Annotated in this window: 21 protein-coding genes and 2 pseudogenes; 9 read left to right on the plus strand and 14 right to left on the minus strand. The window is 62.7% G+C overall.

Annotated elements, in window-relative coordinates; genetic code table 11:
* Together BN2476_RS14365 and BN2476_RS14370 are read right to left on the minus strand one after the other, a co-directional pair.
* Positions 1-451, minus strand: a pseudogene (locus BN2476_RS14365) (hypothetical protein); the annotation flags it as partial.
* Positions 452-1,544: 1,093 nt separating this feature from the next.
* Entirely contained in the window at positions 1,545-1,757 is a 213-nt protein-coding gene (locus BN2476_RS14370; protein WP_087734897.1) for a hypothetical protein, read from the minus strand.
* Positions 1,758-1,975: 218 nt separating this feature from the next.
* Here BN2476_RS14370 and BN2476_RS14375 point away from each other — a divergent pair, with 218 nt between their 5' ends.
* From BN2476_RS14375 to BN2476_RS14385, 3 genes are all read left to right on the plus strand, one after another.
* Entirely contained in the window at positions 1,976-2,935 is a 960-nt protein-coding gene (locus BN2476_RS14375; protein ID WP_087734898.1) for a substrate-binding domain-containing protein, read from the plus strand.
* Between the two features lie 88 nt (positions 2,936-3,023).
* Positions 3,024-4,289: a leucine-rich repeat domain-containing protein gene (locus BN2476_RS14380; protein WP_087734851.1), complete on the plus strand. Its 1,266-nt coding sequence runs from the start codon at positions 3,024-3,026 to the stop codon at positions 4,287-4,289.
* Between the two features lie 303 nt (positions 4,290-4,592).
* Positions 4,593-5,972, plus strand: a complete 1,380-nt coding sequence (locus BN2476_RS14385) for an MFS transporter (protein ID WP_087734852.1) — start codon at positions 4,593-4,595, stop codon at positions 5,970-5,972.
* 84 nt (positions 5,973-6,056) lie between these two features.
* On the opposite strand, the pseudogene BN2476_RS14390 reads toward BN2476_RS14385, so the two are convergent.
* A pseudogene (locus BN2476_RS14390) lies at positions 6,057-6,254 on the minus strand (FMN-dependent NADH-azoreductase); the annotation flags it as partial.
* 221 nt (positions 6,255-6,475) lie between these two features.
* Here BN2476_RS14390 and BN2476_RS14395 point away from each other — a divergent pair.
* Positions 6,476-7,069, plus strand: a complete 594-nt coding sequence (locus BN2476_RS14395) for a CDP-alcohol phosphatidyltransferase family protein (protein WP_173819623.1) — start codon at positions 6,476-6,478, stop codon at positions 7,067-7,069.
* Positions 7,070-7,082: 13 nt separating this feature from the next.
* Here the strand turns inward: BN2476_RS14395 and BN2476_RS14400 are convergent, their stop codons facing one another.
* Both BN2476_RS14400 and BN2476_RS14405 read right to left on the minus strand, forming a co-directional pair.
* Positions 7,083-7,388, minus strand: a complete 306-nt coding sequence (locus tag BN2476_RS14400) for a DUF4148 domain-containing protein (protein ID WP_087734854.1) — start codon at positions 7,386-7,388, stop codon at positions 7,083-7,085.
* Positions 7,389-7,752: 364 nt separating this feature from the next.
* Positions 7,753-9,270, minus strand: coding sequence for a sensor domain-containing diguanylate cyclase (locus BN2476_RS14405; protein WP_173819622.1), 1,518 nt, complete (start codon positions 9,268-9,270; stop codon positions 7,753-7,755).
* 10 nt (positions 9,271-9,280) lie between these two features.
* Between BN2476_RS14405 and BN2476_RS45485 the strand changes: the two genes are divergently transcribed.
* Positions 9,281-9,619 (plus strand): hypothetical protein, encoded by a 339-nt coding sequence (locus BN2476_RS45485; RefSeq protein ID WP_143810965.1) that lies wholly within the window; start codon positions 9,281-9,283, stop codon positions 9,617-9,619.
* Positions 9,620-9,748: 129 nt separating this feature from the next.
* On the opposite strand, the gene BN2476_RS14410 is transcribed toward BN2476_RS45485, so the two are convergent.
* Entirely contained in the window at positions 9,749-10,396 is a 648-nt protein-coding gene (locus BN2476_RS14410; protein WP_087734855.1) for a DsbA family oxidoreductase, read from the minus strand.
* Positions 10,397-10,568: 172 nt separating this feature from the next.
* On the opposite strand from BN2476_RS14410, the gene fusA reads away from it, so the two are divergent.
* Positions 10,569-12,614: an elongation factor G gene (gene fusA, locus BN2476_RS14415; protein WP_087734856.1), complete on the plus strand. Its 2,046-nt coding sequence runs from the start codon at positions 10,569-10,571 to the stop codon at positions 12,612-12,614.
* 40 nt (positions 12,615-12,654) lie between these two features.
* On the opposite strand, the gene BN2476_RS14420 is transcribed toward fusA, so the two are convergent.
* The 6 genes from BN2476_RS14420 to BN2476_RS14445 all read right to left on the minus strand — a co-directional run bounded on the left by BN2476_RS14420 (position 12,655) and on the right by BN2476_RS14445 (position 19,266).
* Positions 12,655-13,317 carry a DUF2894 domain-containing protein gene (locus BN2476_RS14420; protein WP_087734900.1) on the minus strand — a complete coding sequence of 221 codons (663 nt, stop codon included), beginning with the start codon at positions 13,315-13,317 and terminating at the stop codon, positions 12,655-12,657.
* Between the two features lie 35 nt (positions 13,318-13,352).
* Positions 13,353-14,000 (minus strand): OmpA family protein, encoded by a 648-nt coding sequence (locus BN2476_RS14425; protein ID WP_087734857.1) that lies wholly within the window; start codon positions 13,998-14,000, stop codon positions 13,353-13,355.
* Positions 13,997-16,096, minus strand: coding sequence for a DUF802 domain-containing protein (locus tag BN2476_RS14430; RefSeq protein ID WP_087734858.1), 2,100 nt, complete (start codon positions 16,094-16,096; stop codon positions 13,997-13,999). The genes BN2476_RS14425 and BN2476_RS14430 overlap by 4 nt, the downstream gene beginning before the upstream one ends.
* Before the next feature lie 10 nt (positions 16,097-16,106).
* Positions 16,107-16,859 (minus strand): DUF3348 domain-containing protein, encoded by a 753-nt coding sequence (locus BN2476_RS14435; protein ID WP_087734859.1) that lies wholly within the window; start codon positions 16,857-16,859, stop codon positions 16,107-16,109.
* Positions 16,860-17,088: 229 nt separating this feature from the next.
* Positions 17,089-18,105, minus strand: a complete 1,017-nt coding sequence (locus BN2476_RS14440; RefSeq protein WP_087734860.1) for an alcohol dehydrogenase — start codon at positions 18,103-18,105, stop codon at positions 17,089-17,091.
* 213 nt (positions 18,106-18,318) lie between these two features.
* Complete coding sequence (locus BN2476_RS14445) at positions 18,319-19,266, minus strand: DMT family transporter (RefSeq protein ID WP_087734861.1); 948 nt, start codon at positions 19,264-19,266, stop codon at positions 18,319-18,321.
* 250 nt (positions 19,267-19,516) lie between these two features.
* Here BN2476_RS14445 and BN2476_RS14450 point away from each other — a divergent pair, with 250 nt between their 5' ends.
* A complete protein-coding gene (locus tag BN2476_RS14450; protein WP_087734862.1) occupies positions 19,517-19,858 on the plus strand; it encodes a zinc ribbon domain-containing protein YjdM in 342 nt (113 codons plus the stop codon).
* A 93-nt stretch (positions 19,859-19,951) separates the two neighbouring features.
* Here the strand turns inward: BN2476_RS14450 and BN2476_RS14455 are convergent, their stop codons facing one another.
* Both BN2476_RS14455 and BN2476_RS14460 read right to left on the minus strand, forming a co-directional pair.
* Positions 19,952-20,461, minus strand: a complete 510-nt coding sequence (locus BN2476_RS14455; RefSeq protein WP_087734863.1) for a DUF1269 domain-containing protein — start codon at positions 20,459-20,461, stop codon at positions 19,952-19,954.
* A 148-nt stretch (positions 20,462-20,609) separates the two neighbouring features.
* Positions 20,610-20,894, minus strand: coding sequence for a hypothetical protein (locus BN2476_RS14460; RefSeq protein WP_087734864.1), 285 nt, complete (start codon positions 20,892-20,894; stop codon positions 20,610-20,612).
* A 254-nt stretch (positions 20,895-21,148) separates the two neighbouring features.
* Here BN2476_RS14460 and BN2476_RS14465 point away from each other — a divergent pair, with 254 nt between their 5' ends.
* Both BN2476_RS14465 and BN2476_RS14470 read left to right on the plus strand, forming a co-directional pair.
* Positions 21,149-21,634 carry an adenosine-specific kinase gene (locus tag BN2476_RS14465; protein ID WP_087734865.1) on the plus strand — a complete coding sequence of 162 codons (486 nt, stop codon included), beginning with the start codon at positions 21,149-21,151 and terminating at the stop codon, positions 21,632-21,634.
* Positions 21,635-21,709: 75 nt separating this feature from the next.
* A complete protein-coding gene (locus BN2476_RS14470) occupies positions 21,710-22,636 on the plus strand; it encodes an ATP adenylyltransferase family protein (RefSeq protein WP_087734866.1) in 927 nt (308 codons plus the stop codon).
* Positions 22,637-22,662: the final 26 nt, after the last annotated feature.

A 22,662-nucleotide genomic window follows, 5' to 3' on the forward strand; every position in this document is an offset into this window, starting at 1 on the left:
GGGTGGGCGTCGGAGTCGGCGCGGGTGCCGGTGCCGGCGTGGGCGTCGGCGAGGGCTTCACCGACGGAGCGGGTGACGGTGCCGGCGCAGGCGCGGGAGCAGGCGTAGGAGCCGGTGCCGGTGCCGGAGTGGCCGCGACAGCGCGCACCCAGCACGCCTTGTCATAGCCGACCGCGGGGTCCGTCTGCGAAACCGCGCCGACATAGCAGCCAACGCCGTTGCTAAAAGTACTCGGAGCCGTCAGCATCGCCGATGGCGAATTGGGCGGCACGGCCCCGAACACGACTGACCCCGTTCCGAGGAACGAGCAGTTATCGTTTTCCAGTCCGCACAGCGTGTATTGCTGGCCCGCTACGGTGATCGTCTTGGTCTGAGCCTGCACGTGTTCCGCACCGAACGATGCCAACACGGTTGCCGACGCAACCCCCAGTAGTTTCCAATATCTCATCATTGTCCGTATGTTTCGCTGAAAAGCAGTTGTCCCCGAAGGTCCAGCAAGATCGATCGGAGTCGTCCCGCCTTGGCGTTATCGAATAGAAGGAGAAGTGAAACGGAGAACGCACCGCGTGCGTTCATTGCCTGATCCGCCTGTGCTTGTGCCCGTTGCGTTTTCACGCATTTGCACGAAGACGCACCGCATACAAACCCGCAAACTTGCACCCGTTACCGCTTTGTTGCGCACTTCGTCACTGCGAAGTTCATGGAGTCCGTCGTCCGTGCCGTGACCGAAAAATAGCTAGCGCCACTGTTTTTCAGAAAATTTAGGATCACTGATTGCCGCGCGAAGTACTTCGCGTTTCTTTGGGCAAAACAATGCCATCGCCGAACCTCATCGGTTCAACGACGCTAGACACGATCCCGCGATTGAACAGCCAAGATCCATGCGTCGGTTTCTCGCAAACGAGAACCGGGCAGGAAGTGACAACCGGACTTCAAGAACTTCAGGAACCGCCTCTTCGCCGCTGCAAACGGCGAAGTGATGCCTGGCTATGCGCCATGCCCTCTCCAGCAATTATTACTCTATGGATGGCGGCTTAATGCTTGATCCGGTATTAATTACGGAAGATTTTTTGGGCAGACGAATTATAAACGTTTCATCCGTGTAACGTGACACGTAAAAATGCAGAAAAGAACTAATCTCAATTGCGTGGAGGAAAATCGGCCCGGTATTTTCTTGATCGGCGGGAGTCGGGGGCGATCTGCCTACGAAGGCCCGATAAAAGGTATATCTATGATCGATCTGGATATTTTTTATCGGCAAGCCTATTTATAATATTAATATTAATTACCGATCTGACGCCTTTCTAATCGTAATTATTTAATGAATCCGATAGATCGCGCGAAAACGCGCGGCATTATTTTACTTCACTCATTTACGTAAATAGGCCGGATTTTGCATTAGTGAATTTTTATTCGTCCCATCTGCGCCTGGCATTCAATTCAATCCAGACACACGTGGTCGAGACGCCGCCCACGCGCTTCGCATTTCAAACGAATTGGTTCGTGGTGTGATATGCCGGAATTCCCGCAGAAGAGGCCTGCTGTTACGAACTGCCATTCCGGTGCCCCTTACCGATCGATCTGAGTATCGAGTGTCCGCGGGCCGTCAAATGCACGTGCGCGTGACCCCATGCGAGCTTTTCCAGCGAGACCAACTGGCGCTCGCACAACGCGTGGAGATCGTCGCGGTCCAGATCGTCTGGGTATCGCGTCGTACCGATCAACATGAGCGCTGCGATCTCGTGTGGACTGAGCATGATCGTCTCCATCGGCTTGATGTCCGTTAAGCGCCTGCACATCGTGCGCGAGGCGGGTCACGCTTCAAGCATAGAAGCTCGCCACAGCTTGTCGACGCGCACTTTGTCGCATGGAAAACCCTTCGAATTCCCCCGCAATACCTGCCCTCCCGTTGCTGGCATACACTGTCGTATTCACGCCCGCGCAAGACGCCTTGCTGCCTCCAATTCATTCAGTCATGCCTCACCAACAACGCCGTCGTTTCATTGTCGCGAGCGCGCTTGCCACCATGGGTATCGTCGTTCCCAAAGTATCGAAAGCCGAGAGCCGCCATGGCACGATCGCCCTTGCGCTGAAGTCCATTACCGACCCGTTCACCTCGACGATGATCGACGCCGCCCGCGCATTCCAGAAGCACTCACCTTACCCATTCGACCTCGTCGTGCACGGCACTGCGACGGAGACCGATGTCGAAGGCCAGATACGTATCGTCGAGAACCTGATCGCGCAACGCGTCAGCGCCATCGTGCTCGCGCCGGCCCATTCGACAGCGTTAATCCCCGCCGTGAACGAGAGCATCAAGCGCGGCATCATCACGTTGACCATCGACAACCCTCTCGATCAGGACGCATCGAACGTCGATGGCATGCGCATTCCCTTCGTCGGACCGGACAACCTCCGCGGCGCGAAGCTGATCGGCAACTATCTCGCGCAAAGACTGCATGGCGGCGACCACGTCGGGATTGTCGAAGGCGTACCGTCGGACCGCAACGCGCAACAACGCACGGCTGGATTTACGGACGAGATGAAGGCTGCGCATGTCGAAATCGTTGCCGTCGAAGCCGGCGACTGGGAATACGCGAAAGGCAAGCGAGCCGCTGCTGCGATACTCGCGCGCAGGCCCGAGATACGCGCGCTGCTGTGCGGCAACGATAATATGGCGATGGGTGCGGTCGACGCGGTTCGCGACGCGCGCAAGACAGGCAGCGTATTGATCACCGGCTACAACAACAGCGACGCGATCAAGCCGCTGCTGAAGAATGGCCGCGTGCTTGCGACTGTCGATCAGTTCGCCGCAAAGCAGGCCGTGTATGGCATCGACGTGGCGTTGCAGGCGTTGCTGCAACAGCGCAGACAAGAGGATCTGTCCGCATTCATAGAAACGCCCGTGGCGCTGGTTACGCGCGGCAACGCCTGACTACGCCGACGCAAACGGGCACGACAATCGAAATCATTGCAACGCTCTTCGTGTATAAAGAGAGCAATCCAAAGCAAGCGGAGCTGCCATGCCCGATACGCCAACCCAGGATTCGAAACCGGCCGCCGAAACCTTGCGCGCTTCGCTCCCACCACGAGCGAAGCTGTGGATCATCGGTGGCGGCATCGTGCTCCTGCTTGTGATCGTGTTCAGTATCCTCAGGCCTTCGGGAGAAAAGCGCGACCTGCGCGAGTTGACCGACCTCGGATTCTCGATCGACACGTGCATCGACGGCAATAGTTCAGCTGCCATTCCCAGGTCCGAATGCCTTGCATTTCGAGCGAGGCCTGCACTGACCACATCACAGCTCGCGACAGCGCTGCCGCACCTGAAGGGACTCGATCGCAGGCTCGAACTGAATCTTGCCGGCACGCAGATCGACAGCATCGATTCATTGAACGGACTCGATACGCTCGAATCGCTCGACCTGACGGGCACTTCCGTATGGCGCATCGATGCGCTAAAGGGAATGCATTCGCTGAAGCGGCTCGTGCTTCACCGGACGGAAGTCGAGAACATTGATGCGCTAAAGGAATTAACGGGATTGCAATCGCTCATTCTGTGGGACACGCGGGTTGCAAATCTCGACGCATTGAAGAGTCTCACGAATCTTCAACTGCTCGATCTGCGGGATACGCAGGTTCGCGATCTCGATCCGCTCGAAGACTTGCCTCATCTGGAAACGCTCAAGCTGGGCGGCGCAAGAAACGTCCGTGACATCGATCCGCTGGGCCAGCTGACCACCTTGAAAACGCTCGATCTCAACGAGACTCAGGTCGAGAGCATAGGTGCTTTGAGGAAGCTGCGCGATCTGCAAGCGCTCTATCTCGCGAACACGCCGGTGCGCAACATCGACGCATTGAAGGGAACGACGTCGCTGAAAACGCTGGTGCTCGACGGCTCCAAGGTCGAGAACATCGATGTGATGCGCGGACTGCCCCAGTTGGAAACGCTTGTTCTTGCACGCACGCAAGTCACCCGGATCGATGCGCTCAAGGACCTGAAGAAGCTGCAACGGCTTAACCTTGCTGACACAGCGGTAGACAACATCGACGCGCTCGGCGGCTTGAAAGAGCTTCAATCGCTAAATCTCTTCCGCACGCGAGTTCGCAACATCGACGCGCTGAAAGGCATGACCAGTCTGCGAGAACTCTATCTCGCGAACACGCCCGTCGATGACGTCGATGTGCTGAAAGGCCTGACCGGGTTGCGAGAAGTCGTGCTCTACGGCACCAGGGCGAGAAACGTCGACGAGATCAAATCGGCGCTGCCGAAGACCCGCGTCGTCTGGTGATTGTTCCGTCAGCGCCCGGCGTCGATAAGTTCGACGTCGAAGCGCACGGCACCCATTACCTCATTACATACTCTTTACACCCCGCGACAACCGCTTCTCGCGGACGTCCGCGCACGCATTTGCCCCCACTCGCTTTCCCTTGATGCGCCTTGCCTCAAGGCCGTGGGACGAGCATTCGACAGCCGACGATACAGGGGAAATCCCCAATACGAACATCGTCCTATGACAAAAGGAAATATATCTGGCGACGTTACCTTAGATCACATCAGCGACCCGACGGGCCGCAGCTAAGCGAGGAAGCCAATGCGTTACGCGCAACCCTGGAATGCCACACCCGCCGCCCCGTCCTTCCAGGACGAAGCCGATCAACGTGAACGCGCAAGTGACGCGTCAAACCTGCTGAAACGTGCCATCACCGCCGCCGCACTCGGCAATGCAACCGAGTGGTTCGATTACGGCATCTATGCGTATGGCCTTGCCTATATTTCAGCAGCGCTCTTTCCCGGCAGCGCCGCAAGCGCGACATTGTTCGCTCTCGGCACGTTTGCCATTTCGTTTCTTATCCGTCCGCTCGGCGGCCTCTTCTGGGGTCCGCTCGGCGACCGCCTGGGACGCAAGCGCGTGCTCGCGCTGACCGTTCTGTTGATGTCCGGCGCAACGCTGCTCGTCGGCGTGATTCCATCTTATTCGTCGATCGGATGGCTGGCGCCCGCCGCGCTGATCGTGCTGAGAATGCTGCAAGGCTTCTCCACGGGCGGCGAATATGGCGGCGCCGCGACGTTCATGGCCGAATACGCACCCGACGATCGCCGCGGCTTTTGCGGCAGCTTCCTCGAGTTCGCGACGCTGGCCGGCTTCTCGCTCGGCGCGCTGCTGATGCTCGGCTGTTCGCTCATGCTCGGCGATCAGGCGATGCACTCATGGGGCTGGCGTCTGCCGTTCCTTGTGGCCGCGCCGCTCGGTCTCGTCGGCTGCTATCTGCGCTCGCGCCTCGAAGAAACGCCCGTGTTCCGCGAACTGGAAGAGAAAGCGCACAACAAGAACGAGCAATCCGTTCCGCTGAAGACCCTCTTCGTTCAATACAGCAAGCCGCTGTTTCTGCTCGGCGGACTCGTCGTTGCGCTCAATGTCGTGAACTACGTGCTGCTCGCGTATATGCCGACGTTCATGCACAAGCAGTTGGGCGTCAGCGAGAACATGTCGTTGCTGATTCCCCTGATCGGCATGCTCACGATGATGGCGTTTCTTCCCTTCGCGGGTTCGCTGTCCGATCGTTTCGGGCGCAAGACGATGTGGTGGTTCTCGCTCGTCGGCCTGTTCGTCGCGGCCGTGCCGATGTTCACGCTGATGACGCATGGCGTTGCAGGCGCGCTGATCGGCTTCGCGGTGCTGGGTCTGCTGTACGTGCCGCAACTTGCGACCATCTCCGCGATGTTCCCGGCGATGTTCCCGACTCACGTCCGCTATGCGGGCATGGCCATCGCCTACAACCTGTCGACGTCGATCTTCGGAGGCACCGCGCCGATCATCAGCGACTGGCTCGTGGACAAGACGGGCAGCGCGCTCGTCCCTGCCTACTACATGATGGGCGCATGTGTGGTCGGCGCGATCGCGTTGCTGTTCGTGATCGAGACGAAGGGCTGCTCGCTGCGCGGTCAGACGCTACCGGGAAACAAGCGCTGATGTCACGCGCTTGACGCAAAACAAAGTCGAATGACGGGCGCAGCAGCGCCCGTTTTTCTTTTGCTCGCGGTTATCGGTGGATCGCTATCGACGATGCGCTGAAACAGCAGACGCCGATGCCACTGCCTGTTCACGCGCAGCCTGTCTCGCCACGTGATCCACTGCCGCGCCGAACAGCGTCTTCTCGACGACGATCAATTCGATGTCGGTGACACCAACGAAGCGCGTCCACGCTTCGACATACGGCCGCTGAAAATCGAAAGATCCGGCGGGTGTGGTCGACTGCCCGATGTCCATTTCACGCTGTTCGCGGCGGCGGGGCCCTCCGCGCCTGTAGCCGACGGACTGGGCAATGCGATCATGCTCGCAATCGCGCACAATGGCGAAGCGCTGTCGTTCGCGCAAGGCACGCGCCTTGCATCCGATAGCCGACAACCATGAGGAGAATGACGTTGCCACGTTCACCGCTCGACAACACCACGTCCGGCAAGAAGCGATTCTCGATGATTCGCGAGTTCCATCTCGCCGACTGGTTCACGCTCGGCAATGCGATCTGCGGCACGGGTGCGCTGTTTTCGATGATGAGCTACATCGGCAGCGCCGACGTCATGCACATCTATTTCGCGTGTGCGCTGGTGTTCGCCGCACTAGTTTTCGACGTGCTCGACGGACGCATCGCGCGCTGGCGTCAAACGTCTTCGCTGCTCGGCAAGGAACTCGATTCGCTCGCCGATGTGATTTCATTCGGCGTCGCACCCGCCGTGATCGGCTATGGATGCGGCATGCGCGGTCTTTACGACCGCTTTCTGCTCGCGTATTTCGTCGCGTGCGGCGTGTCGCGGCTCGCGCGCTACAACGTGACAGCCGATGCGATGTCGGGCGGCACCGGCAAGGTCACGCACTTCGAAGGCACGCCTATTCCGACATCGTTCGCGATCGTTCTGCTGCTCACCGTCGCTGCATGGCAAGAAGCGCTCGGCGCGCAACTGTGGCTAGGCGAATGGCGTATCGCGGGGCATGTGCTGCATCCGTTGACGCTCGTCTTTGGCATCTCGGGATCGTTGATGATCAGCCGGATCCGGATTCCAAAGCCCTGAACGCATCGCTTCATCAATGATGCGTGAACGGCGACGTGCTCATCGGTGCTTTTAATGGCGTGCCCGATTGCGAGAAGTTCAAGGGCATTGTTCCGTATGCTTCCGTAGACTGGCGCGCAACACCCGTCTGCGCCGCCGTATAGTCCGGATAGTGCACTTTCGATTGATGCAGCGTGCCGTCCTTTTCGGCCTGAACGATCTGCGCGTTGACTTCGCTGCGCGTGGTCGGGTCCTGAGTGGACTGCGCTGACTGCGCATACGACATCGCGGGCATAGCCAGCGCGGCGACAATCAAAGAAACGGTGAGTGAAGTTTTCATCTCGCTCTCCTTTTGAGCTTGCGAATCTGAAACAGTGCAATCAGCCCGGCAATCATCGCTACGTCATTCAAAAGACATGCGGCGGCCGGGTCTGTCGTGCTGTTCAAGTTCAGATTAGGGCGCTTAACTTAAAGCATCCTTAGTCGCGCCATCGAATTTGCGTTCTATTCACTGCATGTCGAAAGCGGTGAATGACTCGCGTGATCGATTGTCGTCGTGCGACGCTGACCAATGACTGACCAGTCGATGACAATTCTGTTATCCGCCGAACGAACGTTGCTGGCGCAACTGCGCGAGCGCGCCTGTCTCCCCGGGCGGGAGTGCGAAAGAAGGGATTGTCGAAACGCCGGCGAGCGAACGGGCGTTAGCCGTTCGAGACCCGATAGGTGCCTCTGCCCGCCTGCTTGGCGGTGTACAGCGCCTGGTCCGCGCGCCGGATCAGGCCGTCGACGGACTCGTCATTGGCCGCGAGCGCAATGCCGATGCTGGTGCCGATGCTGATCGCTTCGCCCGTCGACAGGTGATACGGCATCGCAATCTCACGGATCACACGTTGCGCGAGTGCGACGATGGAGGGCAGCGTCGCGTAGTCGGCGATGATCGCGAATTCGTCGCCGCCCAGGCGCGCGACCAGTTCGCCTGGGCGCAGCGTGCGTGTCAGGCGCAATGCCACCGTCTCCAGCACTTCGTCTCCCGCGCAATGGCCAAGCCGGTCGTTGACCTGCTTGAAGCCGTCGAGATCGAGATACATCATCGCGATAGCGGCCTCTTTGCGCTTCGGCGCAGAGGCAAGAATGCGCTCCAGCCGATCGCGCAGTTCACGCCGGTTCGGCAGGCCGGTGAGCGAATCGTGCCGCGCCAGATGCAGGATTTGCGCCTCGCTCTCGCGCCGTTTCGTGACGTCTTCGATGATGATGACGGCGCTGCCGTCGGGCACCGGGTTGCGGGTCATTTCGAGCTGGCGGCCGTCTCCCAGTTCGAGATCGAGAGGCCGGCCCTCGTCGGAAAGCCATGCGGTGCATCGTTCGACCATTCGCTTGCGCAGCGTTTCGCCGAACTGCGTGAGCCCCACCTGGCCGATGAACTCGGGCAGCGGAACATTGAGCTTCAGCGTTTCGACGGTCGCGCCGAAAAGCTCCGCCGTCCGGCGATTCGCGATGATGACCTTGCCGTTGGAATCGATCGTGCACAGGCCATGCGGCATGTGGGCGAGCGCCGCATCGAAGCGGGCCGCCAGTTCGGCGTGCCGCTGCTCGGCCGTCATCAGCGCGACCAGGCCCTCGTAGTGGCGCCCGACCACCGACACCATCGCGCCGATATACGCAACGAGCGGCGGGACCAGAATCCACAGGCCGTTCTTCGCGGCGAACAGCGCGCCGACGCCGATCGGAATCGCGCCCAGGCAGATCTGCGCGATGGCAAGCCGCGGCAGCGCCGCGTTGCGTGAAGCGATCCCGCCGAGGATGCCGGCCGTCACCATGATGGCCAGCAACGCAAGCTGCCTGTCCGCCGACATCACGCACGCCATCGTGCCCAGACCGAACACGAGGCACGCGACGAGGCCGACGGGCGCATAGCGTGTCGCCCACGCCGCGGGATGCACGACGCTCGCGCGGCTGCGCATGAGATACAGACGCACGATGCAAAGGCGCGTGAGCAGCAGGCCGATATCGGCGACGAGCCACGCCGCCGTCCACGGCTCGCGCAGACGGATGAACGCGACCAGCGCGACGAAAACGCTTGCGATGCCGGAAAGGAACAGCGGCCACACGTTATCGAACAGCGTCGAGAGCAACGACGCGCGGATCGACGGGCTGATGATGCACTTTCCATGCGCTGGCGTCGCCAGGAACGGATCGAACAGGGAAGGTCTCTCTGACATGGGTGGGGCCGTGGCCAAGAATGTCGAACTCCGGCTCATGGTGGGCAAGCTTCGCTTTCTTTCTTCGCTTTCTGCCTTTGATCTCTGCATTATCGGCACGAATTCGCAATTCTTGATTATTACCCGATTACGGACCGTTTGTTCTTCTCCTTACAAAGCGACAGCCCGCAAAAACGAAGCCCCTTCGCATCAGCGAAGGGGCGACATCGTTTCGCGTGCAATGAAAATGAAACGCGCGCTATCCGACGATGATCTTCTCGCGCGGATGGATCAGTATGATCTCGTAGCGGGATGCGAACGCGGGCAGGATAGCGCCGCGCCCGCTACGAATGCGGTGGCGTTCGAATAGCACGAAGCAAGACCTGGCACCGCTGTCCGCGCACGGCGATGCGTGCGCCGACAGCGATGAAACAACCGGCCTTCACGTGAACGCGCATGCGGTGTAGCGCCGGGCTCACGCGGGCTTGCGCGAAGAGAACTACGCTTGCGGTTCGGCGAGAATCTGCTGAATGGCCTGCTCGAATGCCTCGGGCGGCTGTCCGCCCGTCACCAGATAGCGCTGGTTGAAGATGATCGACGGCACCGACTCAATGCCCATCGACTGAGCCTCGTTTTCTTGTGCGCGGACATCCTCGGCATAGTCGCTGCTTTCGAGCACGGCACGTGCCTGCGCCGCATCGAGCCCAACCGATTGCGCAGCCTCGACCAGCACGTCGTGATTGCTCGGGTCCTTGCCGTCCGAATGATAGGCATGCAGCAGCGCGAGCTTGAGCGGCAGTTGCTTGCCTTCGATGCCGGCCCACTGCAGCAGCCGATGCGCATCGAACGTGTTGTACACGTGCTCGCGCGGCCCGAACGCGAAGCCCACGCTTGCGCCGCGCTCGCGGATCGCCGCTTGCGTTTCGGCGATCTGTTCCGGCGTGCGTCCATATTTCTTGCCGAGATAATCGACGATGCGCTCGCCTTGCGGGCTCATCTGCGGATTCAACTCAAAGGGATGCATGACGATCTGCGCATCGACCGAGTCGCCGAGACGCGTTAGCGCAAGCTGCAATGAAGACAGGCCGATAGCGCACCAGGGGCAGGCGATATCGGAGACGAAATCGATTCTGAGTGGTTGAGTCATTGGCCTTTCGATCAAGGAAGTTGGTGGAGGTCAGCCCACCTTAACAGAATCCGGCGAGATCGTTTTATGCCGCGCCGCAGCACATCTGCCGGCTCGCGAATCGCCGTCCCAGGTGGCGGCCCGCGCCGTTTTCACGAATAATGGCCGAATAACTGTCGCAGGGAGGACGGACATGGAATATCCACCCGAAGCCATCCGTACCATTGCGTTGGTCGGCCATGCCGGTTGCGGCAAGACCTCGCTAATCGAGGCGCTGCTGCATCAGGGAGGGGCGATCCATGCGGCAGGCAGCGTCGACAAAGGCTCGACCGTCTGCGACTTCGATCCGCTGGAGCGCAAATACCACCACTCCCTGACCTCCGCGATCACCCACCTGCATTACCAGAACACCCGCATCTACCTCGCCGACACCCCTGGCTACCCCGACTTCTCCGGTCTCTCGATCAGCGCGCTGCCCGCCGTCGAAACGGCTGCGATCGTGGTCAATGCGCGCACGGGCATCGAGATGACCACGCGCCGCATGATGGCGTGGGCGGAAGCGCGCAAGCTGTGCAGAATCATCGTCGTGAACGGCATCGACGGCGAGAAGGTCAATTTGCCCGAACTGCTCAAAGAGATTCAGGAGACATTCGGCAAGACCTGCTTGCCCATCAATCTGCCCGCGCAAGGCGCGCAGGCGGTGGTCGACTGCTTTTTTAATCCGTCCGGAGCAGCCGATTTTCTGTCGGTCGAATCCGCGCACGACGCGCTCGTCGATCAGGTGATCGAGCTCGACGCGAAGCTGATGGAGCTTTACCTCGAACAGGGCGAGGCGATCAGGCCCGAGCAGTTGCACGAGCCGTTCGAGCGCGCGCTGCGCGAAGGCCATCTGGTGCCCGTCTGCTTTACGTCGTCGGCGACGGGCGCGGGCATCCAGGAACTGCTCGACGTGTTCGTGCGGCTGCTGCCAAATCCGCTCGAAGGCAACCCGCCCCTTTTCTATCGCGACGTCGATGACCGGCGCGAGACGGTGCAGGCCGAGCCGTCCGCCGACAAGCACGTGCTCGCGCATGTGTTCAAGATCGTGATCGACCCTTACATCGGCAAGATGGCCGTGTTCCGCATTCATCAAGGCACGGTGCGGCGCGACAGCCAGCTTTATATCGGCGATGCCCGCCAGCCGTTCAAGGTCGCGCACCTGATGATGCTGCAAGGCAAGGACCACGTGGACGTCACCGAGGCGTGCCCTGGCGACATCTGCGCGACCGCGAAGGTCGACGAGATCGGCTTCGATGCCGTGCTTCACGATGCGCCCGAAGACGGCAACATCCATCTCGCGCCGCTCGCGTTCCCGACGCCGATCTACGGTCTCGCGATCGAGCCCGAGCGGCGCGGCAACGAGCAGCGTCTGTGGGAACTCCTGCAAAAGCTCGCGGCGGAAGATCCGTGCCTGAAGATCGAGCATCCCGTCGGCACTAATGAAACTGTCGTGCGCGGGCTCGGCGAACTGCATCTGCGGCACATGCTCGAACGGCTCGCCGATCAGTACAAGCTCGGCGTCATCACGCGGCCACCGAAGATCGCGTATCGCGAGACCATCGGCGGCAAGGCCGAGGGCCATCACCGGCACAAGAAGCAGACGGGCGGCGCGGGACAGTTCGGCGAAGTGATGCTGCGCGTCGAGCCGCTGCCGCGCGGCGCGGGCTATGAGTTCGTCGATGCCGTCAAGGGCGGCGCCATTCCGGGCCAGTTCATCCCCGCCGTCGAGAAAGGCATCTTGCAGGTGATCGAAAGCGGGCCGCTGGCGGGCTTCCCGATGCAGGACGTGCGCATCACCGTGTTCGACGGCAAGAGCCATCCCGTCGACTCGAAGGAAGTCGCGTTTGTCACGGCGGGCCGCAAGGCATTCATCGATGCCGTGCTCAAGGCCCAGCCGATCCTGCTCGAACCCATCGTCGACATCGAAGTGATGACGCCCGAAACGACGATGGGCGACATCATCGGCGATCTGTCGGCGCGGCGCGCGCAGGTCCAGGGCACGCGCAACCTCGCGGGCCACGCGGTCGTGGTGGCGGGCAAGGTGCCGCTGTCGGAGCTGGCGGACTATCAGTCGCGCCTGAACGCGATTGCGGGCGGGCACGGCAACTACAGCATCGAATTGAGCCACTACGACCCTGTGCCGCCGAACCAGCAGGACAAGCTCGCTTCGCAGTACAAGAAGCAGAGCGACGCCGTGTAGCAGGCATCGCGCCCGCCTGTTTCAGCGCATCAGCGGTGCGTCAGCGCGATCTGCTTCGCGTGCCCTTCTTCGGGCTCGCGGCGCGAGGCGCATCTTTGGCCGGCGACGCGATGCCGCCTGTCATCTGCTCCATCCACGACAAAGCGTCGACGTACGACAGGAACTGCTGCAGATACCCCGGCGACAACTCGCGCATCAGCGAGAGCGACCGGTGCACGAGACTGCTCGAATTGAGCGGCCCCGCGTTGCCGGGCACCTGTTCGAGCGACTGGCGCAACTGTTTCTCGGCGCTGAGCTTCGACCAGGTTTGTCTGAAATAATCCAGTGTTTCTAGCTGTGGGTTTGACGAGACGCGGTGCCATGCATGAGCGATTAGCTGGCTGTCGACTTCCGCCGGCGCCTGGCTTGCCGCGATGTAGTCGGCCAGTTTGCCTAGCGGGCCACGAGCGTGTGCGGGGCTGTTGCTGACCGCATCGGCATCGCATGCGTCGTTCTTGCGGTGCAGATCGGCGGCGTACGCTTCGAGCAACGCCGACAGACGCTCGTCGAGAATACGCCGCGCTTCGCCGTGGTGAGCGGCTGCACGCCGCGCCATCGCGTCGATGAAATGAAAGCGCGTGGGGTCGAGACGATCGGCGCCTTGCTTGCGCCATGCTTCAAGTGTTGCGCGCGCCTGGGTCTCATCTTGCATCTGGCCTTGCATCTCGCCGTCCACGCCGCCTGGCATGTCGTCCACACTCACGGCGCCCGCCCGCCGCTCGACGAAGCCGGCCTCGGCACCGCCGCGATTTCGACGCGCCGGTTCCTGGCCCGTCCCGCGTCATCGGCGTTCGAGCTGACCGGCTGCTCGGAGCCGAACGCCGCCGCAAACACCGACGAAGCGGGGATGCCCGCGTCGATGAATGCACGCGTCACCGTCAGCGCGCGCTGCGCCGACAGTTCCCAGTTGTCGGCGAAGCGGCGATTGCCCGCGCGCACCTGCTGATCGTCGGCAAAGCCGCTCACCATCAGGATCTCGTCGCGCGACTTCAGATACGTGGACAACGGCCCCGACAGGCTCTTCAAGAGTTCGCGGCCCTGCGGCTGCAACTGGTCGGAGTTCAGCGCGAACAGCACGTTGCCGCTGATGCCGATGCGTCCGTTGACGAGCGTCACCCGCCCCGCCGCCAGCGGCCCGGCGAGCGCCTGCTCGAGCGTCTTGCGGCGCTGCGCTTCCATCTGACGCTGCCTGACCTCATCGTGAAGCCTCGTCGTCAGTTCGAGCTGCATGCCGATGACGCCCACCAGGATCAGCACGAACGCGCCCAGCAGCACCGACATCAGATCGCCGAAAGCCGCCCAGATGGGCGTCGTCGGCTCCATGCCGCCGTCGATTTCGTCGCTCATGCCGATTCGGCTCCCGCCGACGCCCGCTGCGCGGCAAGCTGCTGCAGGTCTTCGACGATCTGCTTCTGCGACAGCATGCTCAGATCGATCACTTCCTTCGCCTGCGCGACGTAGTAGGCAAGCTGCTCGTCGCTGCGCATCAGCGACTTGTCGAGCGCGGCTTCGATCCGCTGCAAGTGGGCCATCAGCTTGTCGTTCGACTCGCCGAAGAGCTGCACGGCCACGCCGAACGCGTCGCCGAGGCTCGCCACTTCGACGGCGCTGCCCGTGACCTGCGCGGCCACGTCCTCGAGCTTGCGGGTTTCGGCCTCGACCTTGTCGGTGAATTGCGTGCCGACGCGAGCGAGCATATCCGCCGACGTCGCGACGAGCGCATCGACGGCCGTGCGCTGTTCGGTCGACGCGTGGTTCACGGCGTCGAGCAGGGTGTCGAGCGTTTCGAGCAGGCGGCTGCGCTCTTCGAGCATCGCGTTGTCGCGCGCCATGCTGTCCGTGAGCTTCTGGCGCAGTTCCGCGATCACTTCCGCCGCAGCCCGTGGCGCTTCCGACGCGGCCTGCACGAGCCGCGAGATCTCCGCGATCGTGCCGCTCGCGTGCGCCTGCGTCTGGGCCGAAATGTCGCTCGCCGTGCGCGCAAGCGTGTCGAAGATGTCCTGCTGGCGCGTCGCGGCGCGCGCGCCCGCTTCTTCCCACTCCTTGCTCAGCGTCGCGGCCACTGCGCCGAGCGACTCGCGCCACGCCGCCAGACGCTCTTCGTCGCGCGCGGCCCATTGCGTCTGCAAATCGGCGTGCGACTGATCGACGGCGCGCAGCAGCGCCGCCGCGTGCTGCTCGAAGGTCGCCGCAGCCGTCGCGAGCGCCTGCTGGTTGCGCTCCGCGATGGACTCGCTCGCGCGCTCCTGCCGCGTCAGCGCCTCGTTCCACGCTTGCGAGACGCCGCCCGCCGTGGCTTCGAGACGCGTCGACACGCCGTCGAGCAGACCCGCCGAGCGTTGCTCGAAAGTCTGCGTGAACTGATCGAGCGACGCGCGCAAATCCTGGACCAGCGATTCGCTCGACCGCTGATGTCCCGCGAGCGCCTTGTTCCACAGGTCCGCGACAGTCGTGGTCGTCGCCTGGAAGCCGCTCGACAGCCCGTCGAGTTGTTGCTGCACCGCGTGCGTGACGGTCTCGCGCAACGCGGCCATCTCGCGCGCGTGACCGGTCATCGTGGCCTCCATCGCCGGTTGCAGCGCGGCGCCGGCGGCGCGCGCGCTTTCGGCGGCGCTCTCCTTCAACGACTGCGCCACCGACGATGCAAGGCGCGCATACGCCGCTTCCGTCTTGCTGTGAAACGCTTGCTGGCTGGCCGCGAGGCGCTCGTTCAGCGCGAGGCTCTGGTGCTCGATGGCCGTCATCATCGTCTGCAGACGGTCGACCAGCGCGGGCATCATCTCGGCCTGCCGCTGCATGAGCCTGAAGGTGTCCTCGCGCTGCTGGCCTTGCGAATAGACGCGCAATGTCGTCGCGATCTTCGCGTCGAGCGATTGCGCGGCCTGAGCCCGCTCGCGCCGGCACAACGCAGAGAGCAGCCCGAGCATCGCGGACGTCGCGACACCAGCAATCGACGTGCCGAACGCAAAGCCGAGCCCTCTGACGGGCGCCGCGAGCGATTCGCGTATCGCCTGAATGTCGGCCGCGCTATCGAGCGCCGCGCCCGTGCCCCTCAGCGTCGTGACCATGCCGAGCAGTGTGCCCAGCATGCCCAGCAACACCAGCAGACCGACCAGGTACGGCGTGAGCGCCGGTCCCGGCAGCGCCACGCGCTCGCCTTCGATGCGCAGGCGCACAGCACTGCGCAGGCCGGAATGCAGCCCGTCGAGCCAGGCGGACAGACGCGGCGGCGTCTCGGACAGACCGGCGATGGCGGCCGTCAGCGTCGAGGTCGCCTGCTGATAGCGGTGCAACTCCAGCGCGCCCGCCACATAGCAGGCGGCGATCACCATCGTGACCGTCAGGGCCAGCAGATTCGAGCCGATGTAGCCCGCGCCGACCCAACCCACGGCAACAAGACCCACCAAAAACACAACGACAAAATCAATGCGATATCTGGACATGTTGTCCCAGTTAGCTGATGCGAAGGGCCGCGAGCAACCCTTCGACCGGTTGAAAACGAATCTCCAGTTCGGCGAGCAATACGCCCTGCATGTCCTTGCGGAACACGTCGAGCCATGCGCCGGGCTTGACGGCTGCTTTAGCGCCTTCCGGAGCGTGCGCGTCCGCCAGTTGAGCCAGCGCATCCTGCTCGGCCTGGCGCAAGCGCTCGAAGTGCGCGCGGAGCATGCCCGGCACGCCGGCCAGCAGGTTGTGCTCGCGCGCGCCCAACGCGCGCTCCATGATCGCGTCGACGACCGCGAGCCGCGTCATCTCGGGCGTCTTCGCCGCCAGCATGCTCCGCAGCCGGCCGCGCAGATTTCCGATCGCGGTTTCCATCGACTGCTGCATCGCCAGATAGCGCTGCCGGAAATCCGCGTAATCGGGGGCCGGTTCGGTCGGCTCGCTCTGCGCGGATATCGGCGCGGACCCGCGCCGGCGGACCGAGGCGGACGCGCTATCCCCGGCGATGGCTCTCGCGAGCGACGCGCGCACCTGCGCGCACTCGCTTTCGGCGCCGCCGTGCGGCCGCGCGCCGCCCGCGACGGCGGGCGGATTGCCGTTCAGCGCCGTCGATAGGGCGATAGCGTCGGTCCAGCCGAGCCATTGGCTCAACTGGTCCGACAGCGACTGGCTGGATGCGGGAACGTCGACGGCCGTCAGGCGGGCCAGCAGCCGGATGAGCGACGGGCCGCTGACCGCTGCGCGCTGAGGGGCTTGAACCATACAACCAGAACCGTAAAAAGGCAGCAGTTTACACGCTGGCGGGGTGGCCGCCGCCAGCCGGGAATGATTTCGGCGATACAAAATTGGGCGTTGGCCGCCGACGTTCGCCGTGAAAGCCTCGCGCATCAAGGGCGAGCGCGAGTCGTGGCCGCCATCGCCTGATTTGCAATGGCGGCCAGACGTCCCCATCGGCACGCGTCGACGTGGCTGATTCGCAGCGTGGACCGCGCTAGCTCATCGTCAGCACGACGCGAAAGCGCGCGGCGCCGCTCATCATGCGATCGTAGGCTTCGGCGGCGCGTTCGAGCGGATAGGTCTCGATCATCGGCCTGACACCGGACAGCGCGCTGAACGCGAGCGTATCCTCCGAATCCACCGATGTCCCGGACGGCCATCCCTGCACCGCATTGCGGCCCATGATGAATTGCACGCTCGGCACCTCGATGGGCTTCTCCGCGACGCCCACGATGATCAGCTTGCCGTCGAGCGCGAGTCCGCCGAGTGTTGCCGTCATCGCGTCGCCGTTCGTCACGGTCGCGAGCACCACTTTCGCGCCGCCGAGTGCGCGCAGCGCGTCGGCGACATTCTGCGTGCGGCTGTCGATGTAATGGTGTGCGCCGAGTTGCTTCGCGAGCGGCGCCTTGTCCTCGCCGCGCGCGATCGCGACGGTGCGGAAACCCATCCGCTGCGCGAATTGCACACCCAGATGCCCGAGGCCGCCGATGCCGAGAATCGCGACGACATCTCCCGCGCGCGCTCCGCTGTTTCGCAATGCGTTGAACGTGGTGATGCCCGCGCAGAGCAGCGGCGCGGCATCCACATCGTTGAGTTCCGACGGCATGTGCGCGAGCGCTTCGACAGGCGCCACCAGATACTCGGCGTATCCGCCGTCATAGCTGATGCCTGGCACCTGCGCGTTCTCGCACACCACGAAGTGGCCGCGCCGGCAATTCGCGCAATGTCCGCAGTGGCCGCCATGCCAGCCGACCCCGACGCGCTCGCCCGCCTTCCACCCTTCGACGCCCGCGCCCAGCGTATCGATCACGCCCGCCACCTCGTGTCCCGGCACGCGCGGATATTGCAGGCCCGGCCACAGCCCGTCTTTCGTCATCGAGTCGCTGTGGCAGATGCCGCACGCCTGAACCTTGATCAACACATGACCGGGGCCGGGCGCGGGCACGTCGCGCTCAACTATCTCCAGCGCCCCGCCGGGGCCGCCGACCTGTACCGCTCTCATCTTTCGCATCGAATTTGCTCCAGTCGAAGAACAGTCCCTCCAGCGCGGCCAGGCTCGCGTCGGCCATACCTTCAGACGCGCCGCATCGCGGCGCAACCGGCTGGTCCGACAGAGATAGTAGGTGGAGAAGCGTGCGCCCGCAATTGAACGGTCGAATCGGGGCGACTCCGGGCGCTTCACGATGGCAATCTCGAATGCGATCGCCGACGAACCCTGGCGCGCTCACGCAGAGCCGATTTTCCCGCGGCGTCTTTGTCGTGTGAACACGTTGTACAGCCACTCGCGGCCATTGACGACCATCATGCCCGCGAGCACGAGCACACTGCCCGCGAGAAAGCCCGGATCGAGCCGCTCGCGCAGCAGCAGCCCGCCCATCGCGACGCCGAATATCGGCGACATGAACGACAGCACGCCCAGGCGCGAGGCGAGATAGATGCGCAGCAGCCAGAACCAGACCGCATAGCTGATGAAGCAAACGACGATTGCCTGAAACCCGAGACTCGTCCAGACGAGCGGTGTGCCGTGAAAATGGAACTGGCCGGTGATGGCCGCGAACGGCAGCAACACGACGAAGGCCCATGCCAGCTGATAGAAGAGCGTCTGCGTCGCGGGCGCTTCGCTGAGACGCGTCGCGCGAACCGCGACTGTCGTCATGCCCCACGCGGCGCCCCCGCAGATGCCCAGCAGGTCGCCGAGCATCCAGTTCGACGACGACGGATCGCCGCCGCCCTTCGCGCCCGGGCCGACAAACGTGACGACGATGCCGACGAACGCGATCGCGATGCCCGTCCATTGCGTGCGCGTCAAGCGCTCGGAAGGCAGCGCCATTTGCAGGCCGACTGCGGCGAACATCGGCGCGGTGTACAGGAACACGGCCATGTGAGAGGCCGTCGTCCATCGCAAGCCTTCGGCCACGAACAAAAATTCGGCGGCGAACAATATGCCGACCAGCGCCCCCGGCCTCAGCGCGACGCCCGGCACCCAGTTGTCGCGAACGATCATCCTGCCGAACACCCAGACCAGCACGGCCGCGACGCCCGAGCGCAACGACACCTGAAGCAACGGCGCGACATCGCTCGCTATCGATTTCATCGCGACCTGTTGCAGGCCCCATACGAGGCACAGAATCACCATGCTTGTGACGGCAAAGCCGTCTAGAGTTTTTCTCATCGATGTTCGTCAGCAGGTGTGATGCGAAGCTGATTTGCTCATGGCCCGAAAGGAGCTAGATTTTCAACGATTTGCGCTGCAATGTCGAATTCACGCTCGTGCTGGCGCGGCTGGCCCAAGGTCGTTGCGGAACGGTCCAGTTCGCTTCGAATCGTGGCCGCACATTCCCGAAGTCGACGAACCCGCCATACGACATCGCTATACTCTCGCACTTTCTCTTACTCGCGTCGTCGCGCACCAAGGACTCCCTATGACCGCACTGCCCCCTTGCCCGAAATGTCATTCCGAATTCACGTATGAAGATGCGGGCGTCTTCATTTGCCCCGAGTGCGCGCATGAGTGGACAGCGCAAGCCGCGGGACCTTCGGAAACCACGGCCCGGGTCTATCGCGATTCACCCGGAAACGTGCTGCAGGACGGCGATACCGTTACGGTCATCAAGGACCTGAAACTGAAGGGATCGGGCGGCGTGATCAAGATGGGCACCAAGGTGAAGAACATCCGCCTGGTGGATAGCGATCACGATATCGATTGCAAGATCGACGGCTTTGGCGCCATGAGCCTGAAATCGGAATTCGTCAGGAAAGCGTGACGGGCTTTACGTCACTGCGATTCGATGGTCCGGGAACGGCTCGTTCCCGGACACACCGTGATCCACTGAATGCTCAACGCCAGCAAAGCATGATCACGGGAAAATCGGCGTGGTGGGCTCCGCGCCTTCGAGATCGGCGTTCGGAAAATGCTGCGCGACCATCTGCTCGATCTCATGCTCGCGCGAGCCGGGAACGTCGGCCATGATCAGTATCTGGCCGTCGCGTATTGAGTCGCGGAAGCGTTGGAGTCGCGCGTTGGGTTCATCGACGCCGATCATCGCGGCCGTCCATGCGCCGAAGCCCGCACCCGCCAGCGTCAATCCGACGACGGCGCCGCCCGCAATGGCCAGCTCCGCAGGCGGAAAGACGAGCGCCACGAGCCCGAGCAGCGCGCCCGTCGCGCCGCCGAGCGCCACGCCGCGCTCGAGTGCATGTATGACGTCGCTGCTTTGCAGCAGGGACGCCTGAGGCAATTGCTCGAGCGTAACGCTGTGATTCGCGAGTACGTGGATGTGGCGCCACGTGATGCGCGCCCGCAGCAGATCGTCTACGATCGCCTTCGCTGTCAGCGTGTCAGGTACGAGAAAATAAAGGCGTCTCATGTCGGCTCTCCGTCAATCTTGCGGTGATCCGCGACGGGATGATGCCGTTCATCGTACGCCTGTTACCGCCCGCCAGCGCATGCCTGGCCGCCAATGTCAAGACGCACGGACGGGATTGCGCAACCGCGGACGGATTGCGCAACGAACGTCAGCCGTGTCCCGTCACGAATTTTTTCGTCGCGTGATAGCCGTGCTTCGTCGCATCGGCGACGGCATGTCCCGCCGACTTCGCGCCGTGGCCAATCGCATGACCGGCCGACTTCGCGCCGTGGCCGACGGAGTGCACGGCATGGCCCACCGCGTGGCCCGTGTCCCGGCCCGCTGTCTTGGCGTCTTCCTTGAACTGGTGCGCGCCCGAAGCGAGGCTTGCATGCACCAGCGGACTGGCCATGACCACCGCGGCGACGATGATCGAAATTCTGGTCTTTTTCATGGCCCCGATTTTCCCATATCGAACAATTACGCACGGTATGTGACTGGTAAGCATTCGTCCTTCTTTGTATCGCGATGTTTCCGCTCGCTTCACGCAAAAATATGCGTTTCGTCCGGCGCTTTCACTGATGCGCGGTTGGTACTAGTCTAGAAGGCGGGTCCAGAGCGACGGACGGCATGCGCTGCGCGCCAGCCGCGTTCGTCCATCTGTGACGCGTTCTCACGTCGTTCTGCCGCAACGGAGCGAGGTCCGCCATGCAATTGTCCGCCGTCAAGGTCGTCAAGCCCGAAGCGACCAACTTCATTCTCGGGCAAAGCCACTTCATTAAATCCGTCGAGGATATTCACGAGGCCCTGGTCGGCACCGTGCCCGGCATCAAGTTCGGCCTCGCGTTTTGCGAGGCATCCGGCAAGCGGCTCGTCAGACGCTCGGGCACCGACGAAAGTCTCGTCGAGATGGCATGCCAGAATGCGACGAACGTCGGCGCTGGCCACACCTTCTTTGTGTTTCTCGGTGACGGCTTTTTCCCCGTCAACGTGTTGAACACGATCAAGGCTGTGCCCGAGGTATGCCGGATATTCTGCGCGACGGCGAATCCCGTCGAGGTGCTGATCGCCGAAACGGATCAGGGGCGCGGCATCGTCGGCGTGATCGACGGCTTTTCGCCCGTCGGCGTCGAGACGGCAGACGATGTGCAATGGCGCAAGGATCTCTTGCGCACCATCGGATACAAACTGTAGCGGCCGCGCGTTTGTAGACACTGTGCAGACATATCGTGCACACGTAGCGCGCGCCGCCTCGCCAGCCGATCAGACATGGAACAACGACGACGCCTTGCGCCTGGCACGCTATGGCCGGCCATGCTTCGACAGACGGAACATGCGCTACGCTGCGGCGCGCTGCAACCGATCGACACGCAACAGGCGGTCATCGAAAGTGGCGGTATCCGCTTTCTCGTGCGGCAGGTGTCGAGCCTGACGCGCAAGGAGCAGCAGCGCGCGCAGGCCGTAAAGGTTCAGACGTCCAGGCGCCCTTCCGTGAACCCGTTCCTGCCGTACGACCCTGATCTGTTCGTCGCCGACATCTCCGACACGCATCTCGCGTTGCTCAACAAGTTCAACGTCATCGATCATCATCTGCTGATCGTCACGCGCGCGTTCGAGCGCCAGGAGGGGCTGCTCGATCTCGCCGACTTCGAAGCGCTGCTGGCGTGCATGGCACAGTTCCACGGCATCGGCTTTTATAACGGAGGAAACGCAGCGGGCGCGAGCCAGCCGCACAAGCATTTGCAGATCGTGCCGTTGCCGCTCGGCGATGCCGGTCCGCCCGTGCCCATCGAGCCGATGCTCGCGACGGCTGTCACCACGGGCCCGGCGGAACGCGTGCCGGGCCTGCCGTTTCGGCACGCGTTCGCGCGCTTCGAACCCGATGCCATGGCTTCCGCCGACGCGGCCAGGCTCGCGCTTTCCTGCTATCACACATTGCTCGAAGCTGCGGGCGTCGGCGCGCTCGACATCGACGGAGAACGCTGTCACGCGACGCCGTACAACCTGCTCGTCACGCGCGAATGGATGCTGCTCGTGCCGAGGTCGGCTGAGCGCGTCGAAGGCGTGTCGGTGAACGCGTTGGGATTCGCGGGATCGCTGTTCGTGCGGGACGCGGCGCAGATGGATGTGATCGAGCGGCTCGGCCCGATGACGGTTCTGCAACGCGTCACGCTGCCTGCAAACGCGTCGCGATGATGCGGGTGATTCATGCCGGTGCGAAG

This window comes from Paraburkholderia piptadeniae, assembly GCF_900007165.1.
Classification (GTDB): domain Bacteria; phylum Pseudomonadota; class Gammaproteobacteria; order Burkholderiales; family Burkholderiaceae; genus Paraburkholderia; species Paraburkholderia piptadeniae.

What these genes read in the sequence shown, in the direction of transcription:
- BN2476_RS14370 (WP_087734897.1), bottom strand. Translation starts at nt 1,757, where the DNA reads ATGCTCAGTCCACACGAGATCGCAGCGCTCATGTTGATCGGTACGACG.
- fusA (WP_087734856.1), top strand. Translation starts at nt 10,569, where the DNA reads ATGGAATATCCACCCGAAGCCATCCGTACCATTGCGTTGGTCGGCCAT.
- BN2476_RS14405 (WP_173819622.1), bottom strand. Translation starts at nt 9,270, where the DNA reads ATGTCAGAGAGACCTTCCCTGTTCGATCCGTTCCTGGCGACGCCAGCG.
- BN2476_RS14425 (WP_087734857.1), bottom strand. Translation starts at nt 14,000, where the DNA reads ATGAGCGACGAAATCGACGGCGGCATGGAGCCGACGACGCCCATCTGG.
- BN2476_RS14420 (WP_087734900.1), bottom strand. Translation starts at nt 13,317, where the DNA reads ATGCAAGGCCAGATGCAAGATGAGACCCAGGCGCGCGCAACACTTGAA.
- BN2476_RS14385 (WP_087734852.1), top strand. Translation starts at nt 4,593, where the DNA reads ATGCGTTACGCGCAACCCTGGAATGCCACACCCGCCGCCCCGTCCTTC.
- BN2476_RS14435 (WP_087734859.1), bottom strand. Translation starts at nt 16,859, where the DNA reads ATGGTTCAAGCCCCTCAGCGCGCAGCGGTCAGCGGCCCGTCGCTCATC.
- BN2476_RS14455 (WP_087734863.1), bottom strand. Translation starts at nt 20,461, where the DNA reads ATGAGACGCCTTTATTTTCTCGTACCTGACACGCTGACAGCGAAGGCG.
- BN2476_RS14395 (WP_173819623.1), top strand. Translation starts at nt 6,476, where the DNA reads ATGATTCGCGAGTTCCATCTCGCCGACTGGTTCACGCTCGGCAATGCG.
- BN2476_RS14465 (WP_087734865.1), top strand. Translation starts at nt 21,149, where the DNA reads ATGCAATTGTCCGCCGTCAAGGTCGTCAAGCCCGAAGCGACCAACTTC.
- BN2476_RS14460 (WP_087734864.1), bottom strand. Translation starts at nt 20,894, where the DNA reads ATGAAAAAGACCAGAATTTCGATCATCGTCGCCGCGGTGGTCATGGCC.
- BN2476_RS14430 (WP_087734858.1), bottom strand. Translation starts at nt 16,096, where the DNA reads ATGTCCAGATATCGCATTGATTTTGTCGTTGTGTTTTTGGTGGGTCTT.
- BN2476_RS14445 (WP_087734861.1), bottom strand. Translation starts at nt 19,266, where the DNA reads ATGAGAAAAACTCTAGACGGCTTTGCCGTCACAAGCATGGTGATTCTG.
- BN2476_RS14375 (WP_087734898.1), top strand. Translation starts at nt 1,976, where the DNA reads ATGCCTCACCAACAACGCCGTCGTTTCATTGTCGCGAGCGCGCTTGCC.
- BN2476_RS14410 (WP_087734855.1), bottom strand. Translation starts at nt 10,396, where the DNA reads ATGACTCAACCACTCAGAATCGATTTCGTCTCCGATATCGCCTGCCCC.
- BN2476_RS14400 (WP_087734854.1), bottom strand. Translation starts at nt 7,388, where the DNA reads ATGAAAACTTCACTCACCGTTTCTTTGATTGTCGCCGCGCTGGCTATG.
- BN2476_RS14440 (WP_087734860.1), bottom strand. Translation starts at nt 18,105, where the DNA reads ATGCGAAAGATGAGAGCGGTACAGGTCGGCGGCCCCGGCGGGGCGCTG.
- BN2476_RS14380 (WP_087734851.1), top strand. Translation starts at nt 3,024, where the DNA reads ATGCCCGATACGCCAACCCAGGATTCGAAACCGGCCGCCGAAACCTTG.
- BN2476_RS14470 (WP_087734866.1), top strand. Translation starts at nt 21,710, where the DNA reads ATGGAACAACGACGACGCCTTGCGCCTGGCACGCTATGGCCGGCCATG.
- BN2476_RS14450 (WP_087734862.1), top strand. Translation starts at nt 19,517, where the DNA reads ATGACCGCACTGCCCCCTTGCCCGAAATGTCATTCCGAATTCACGTAT.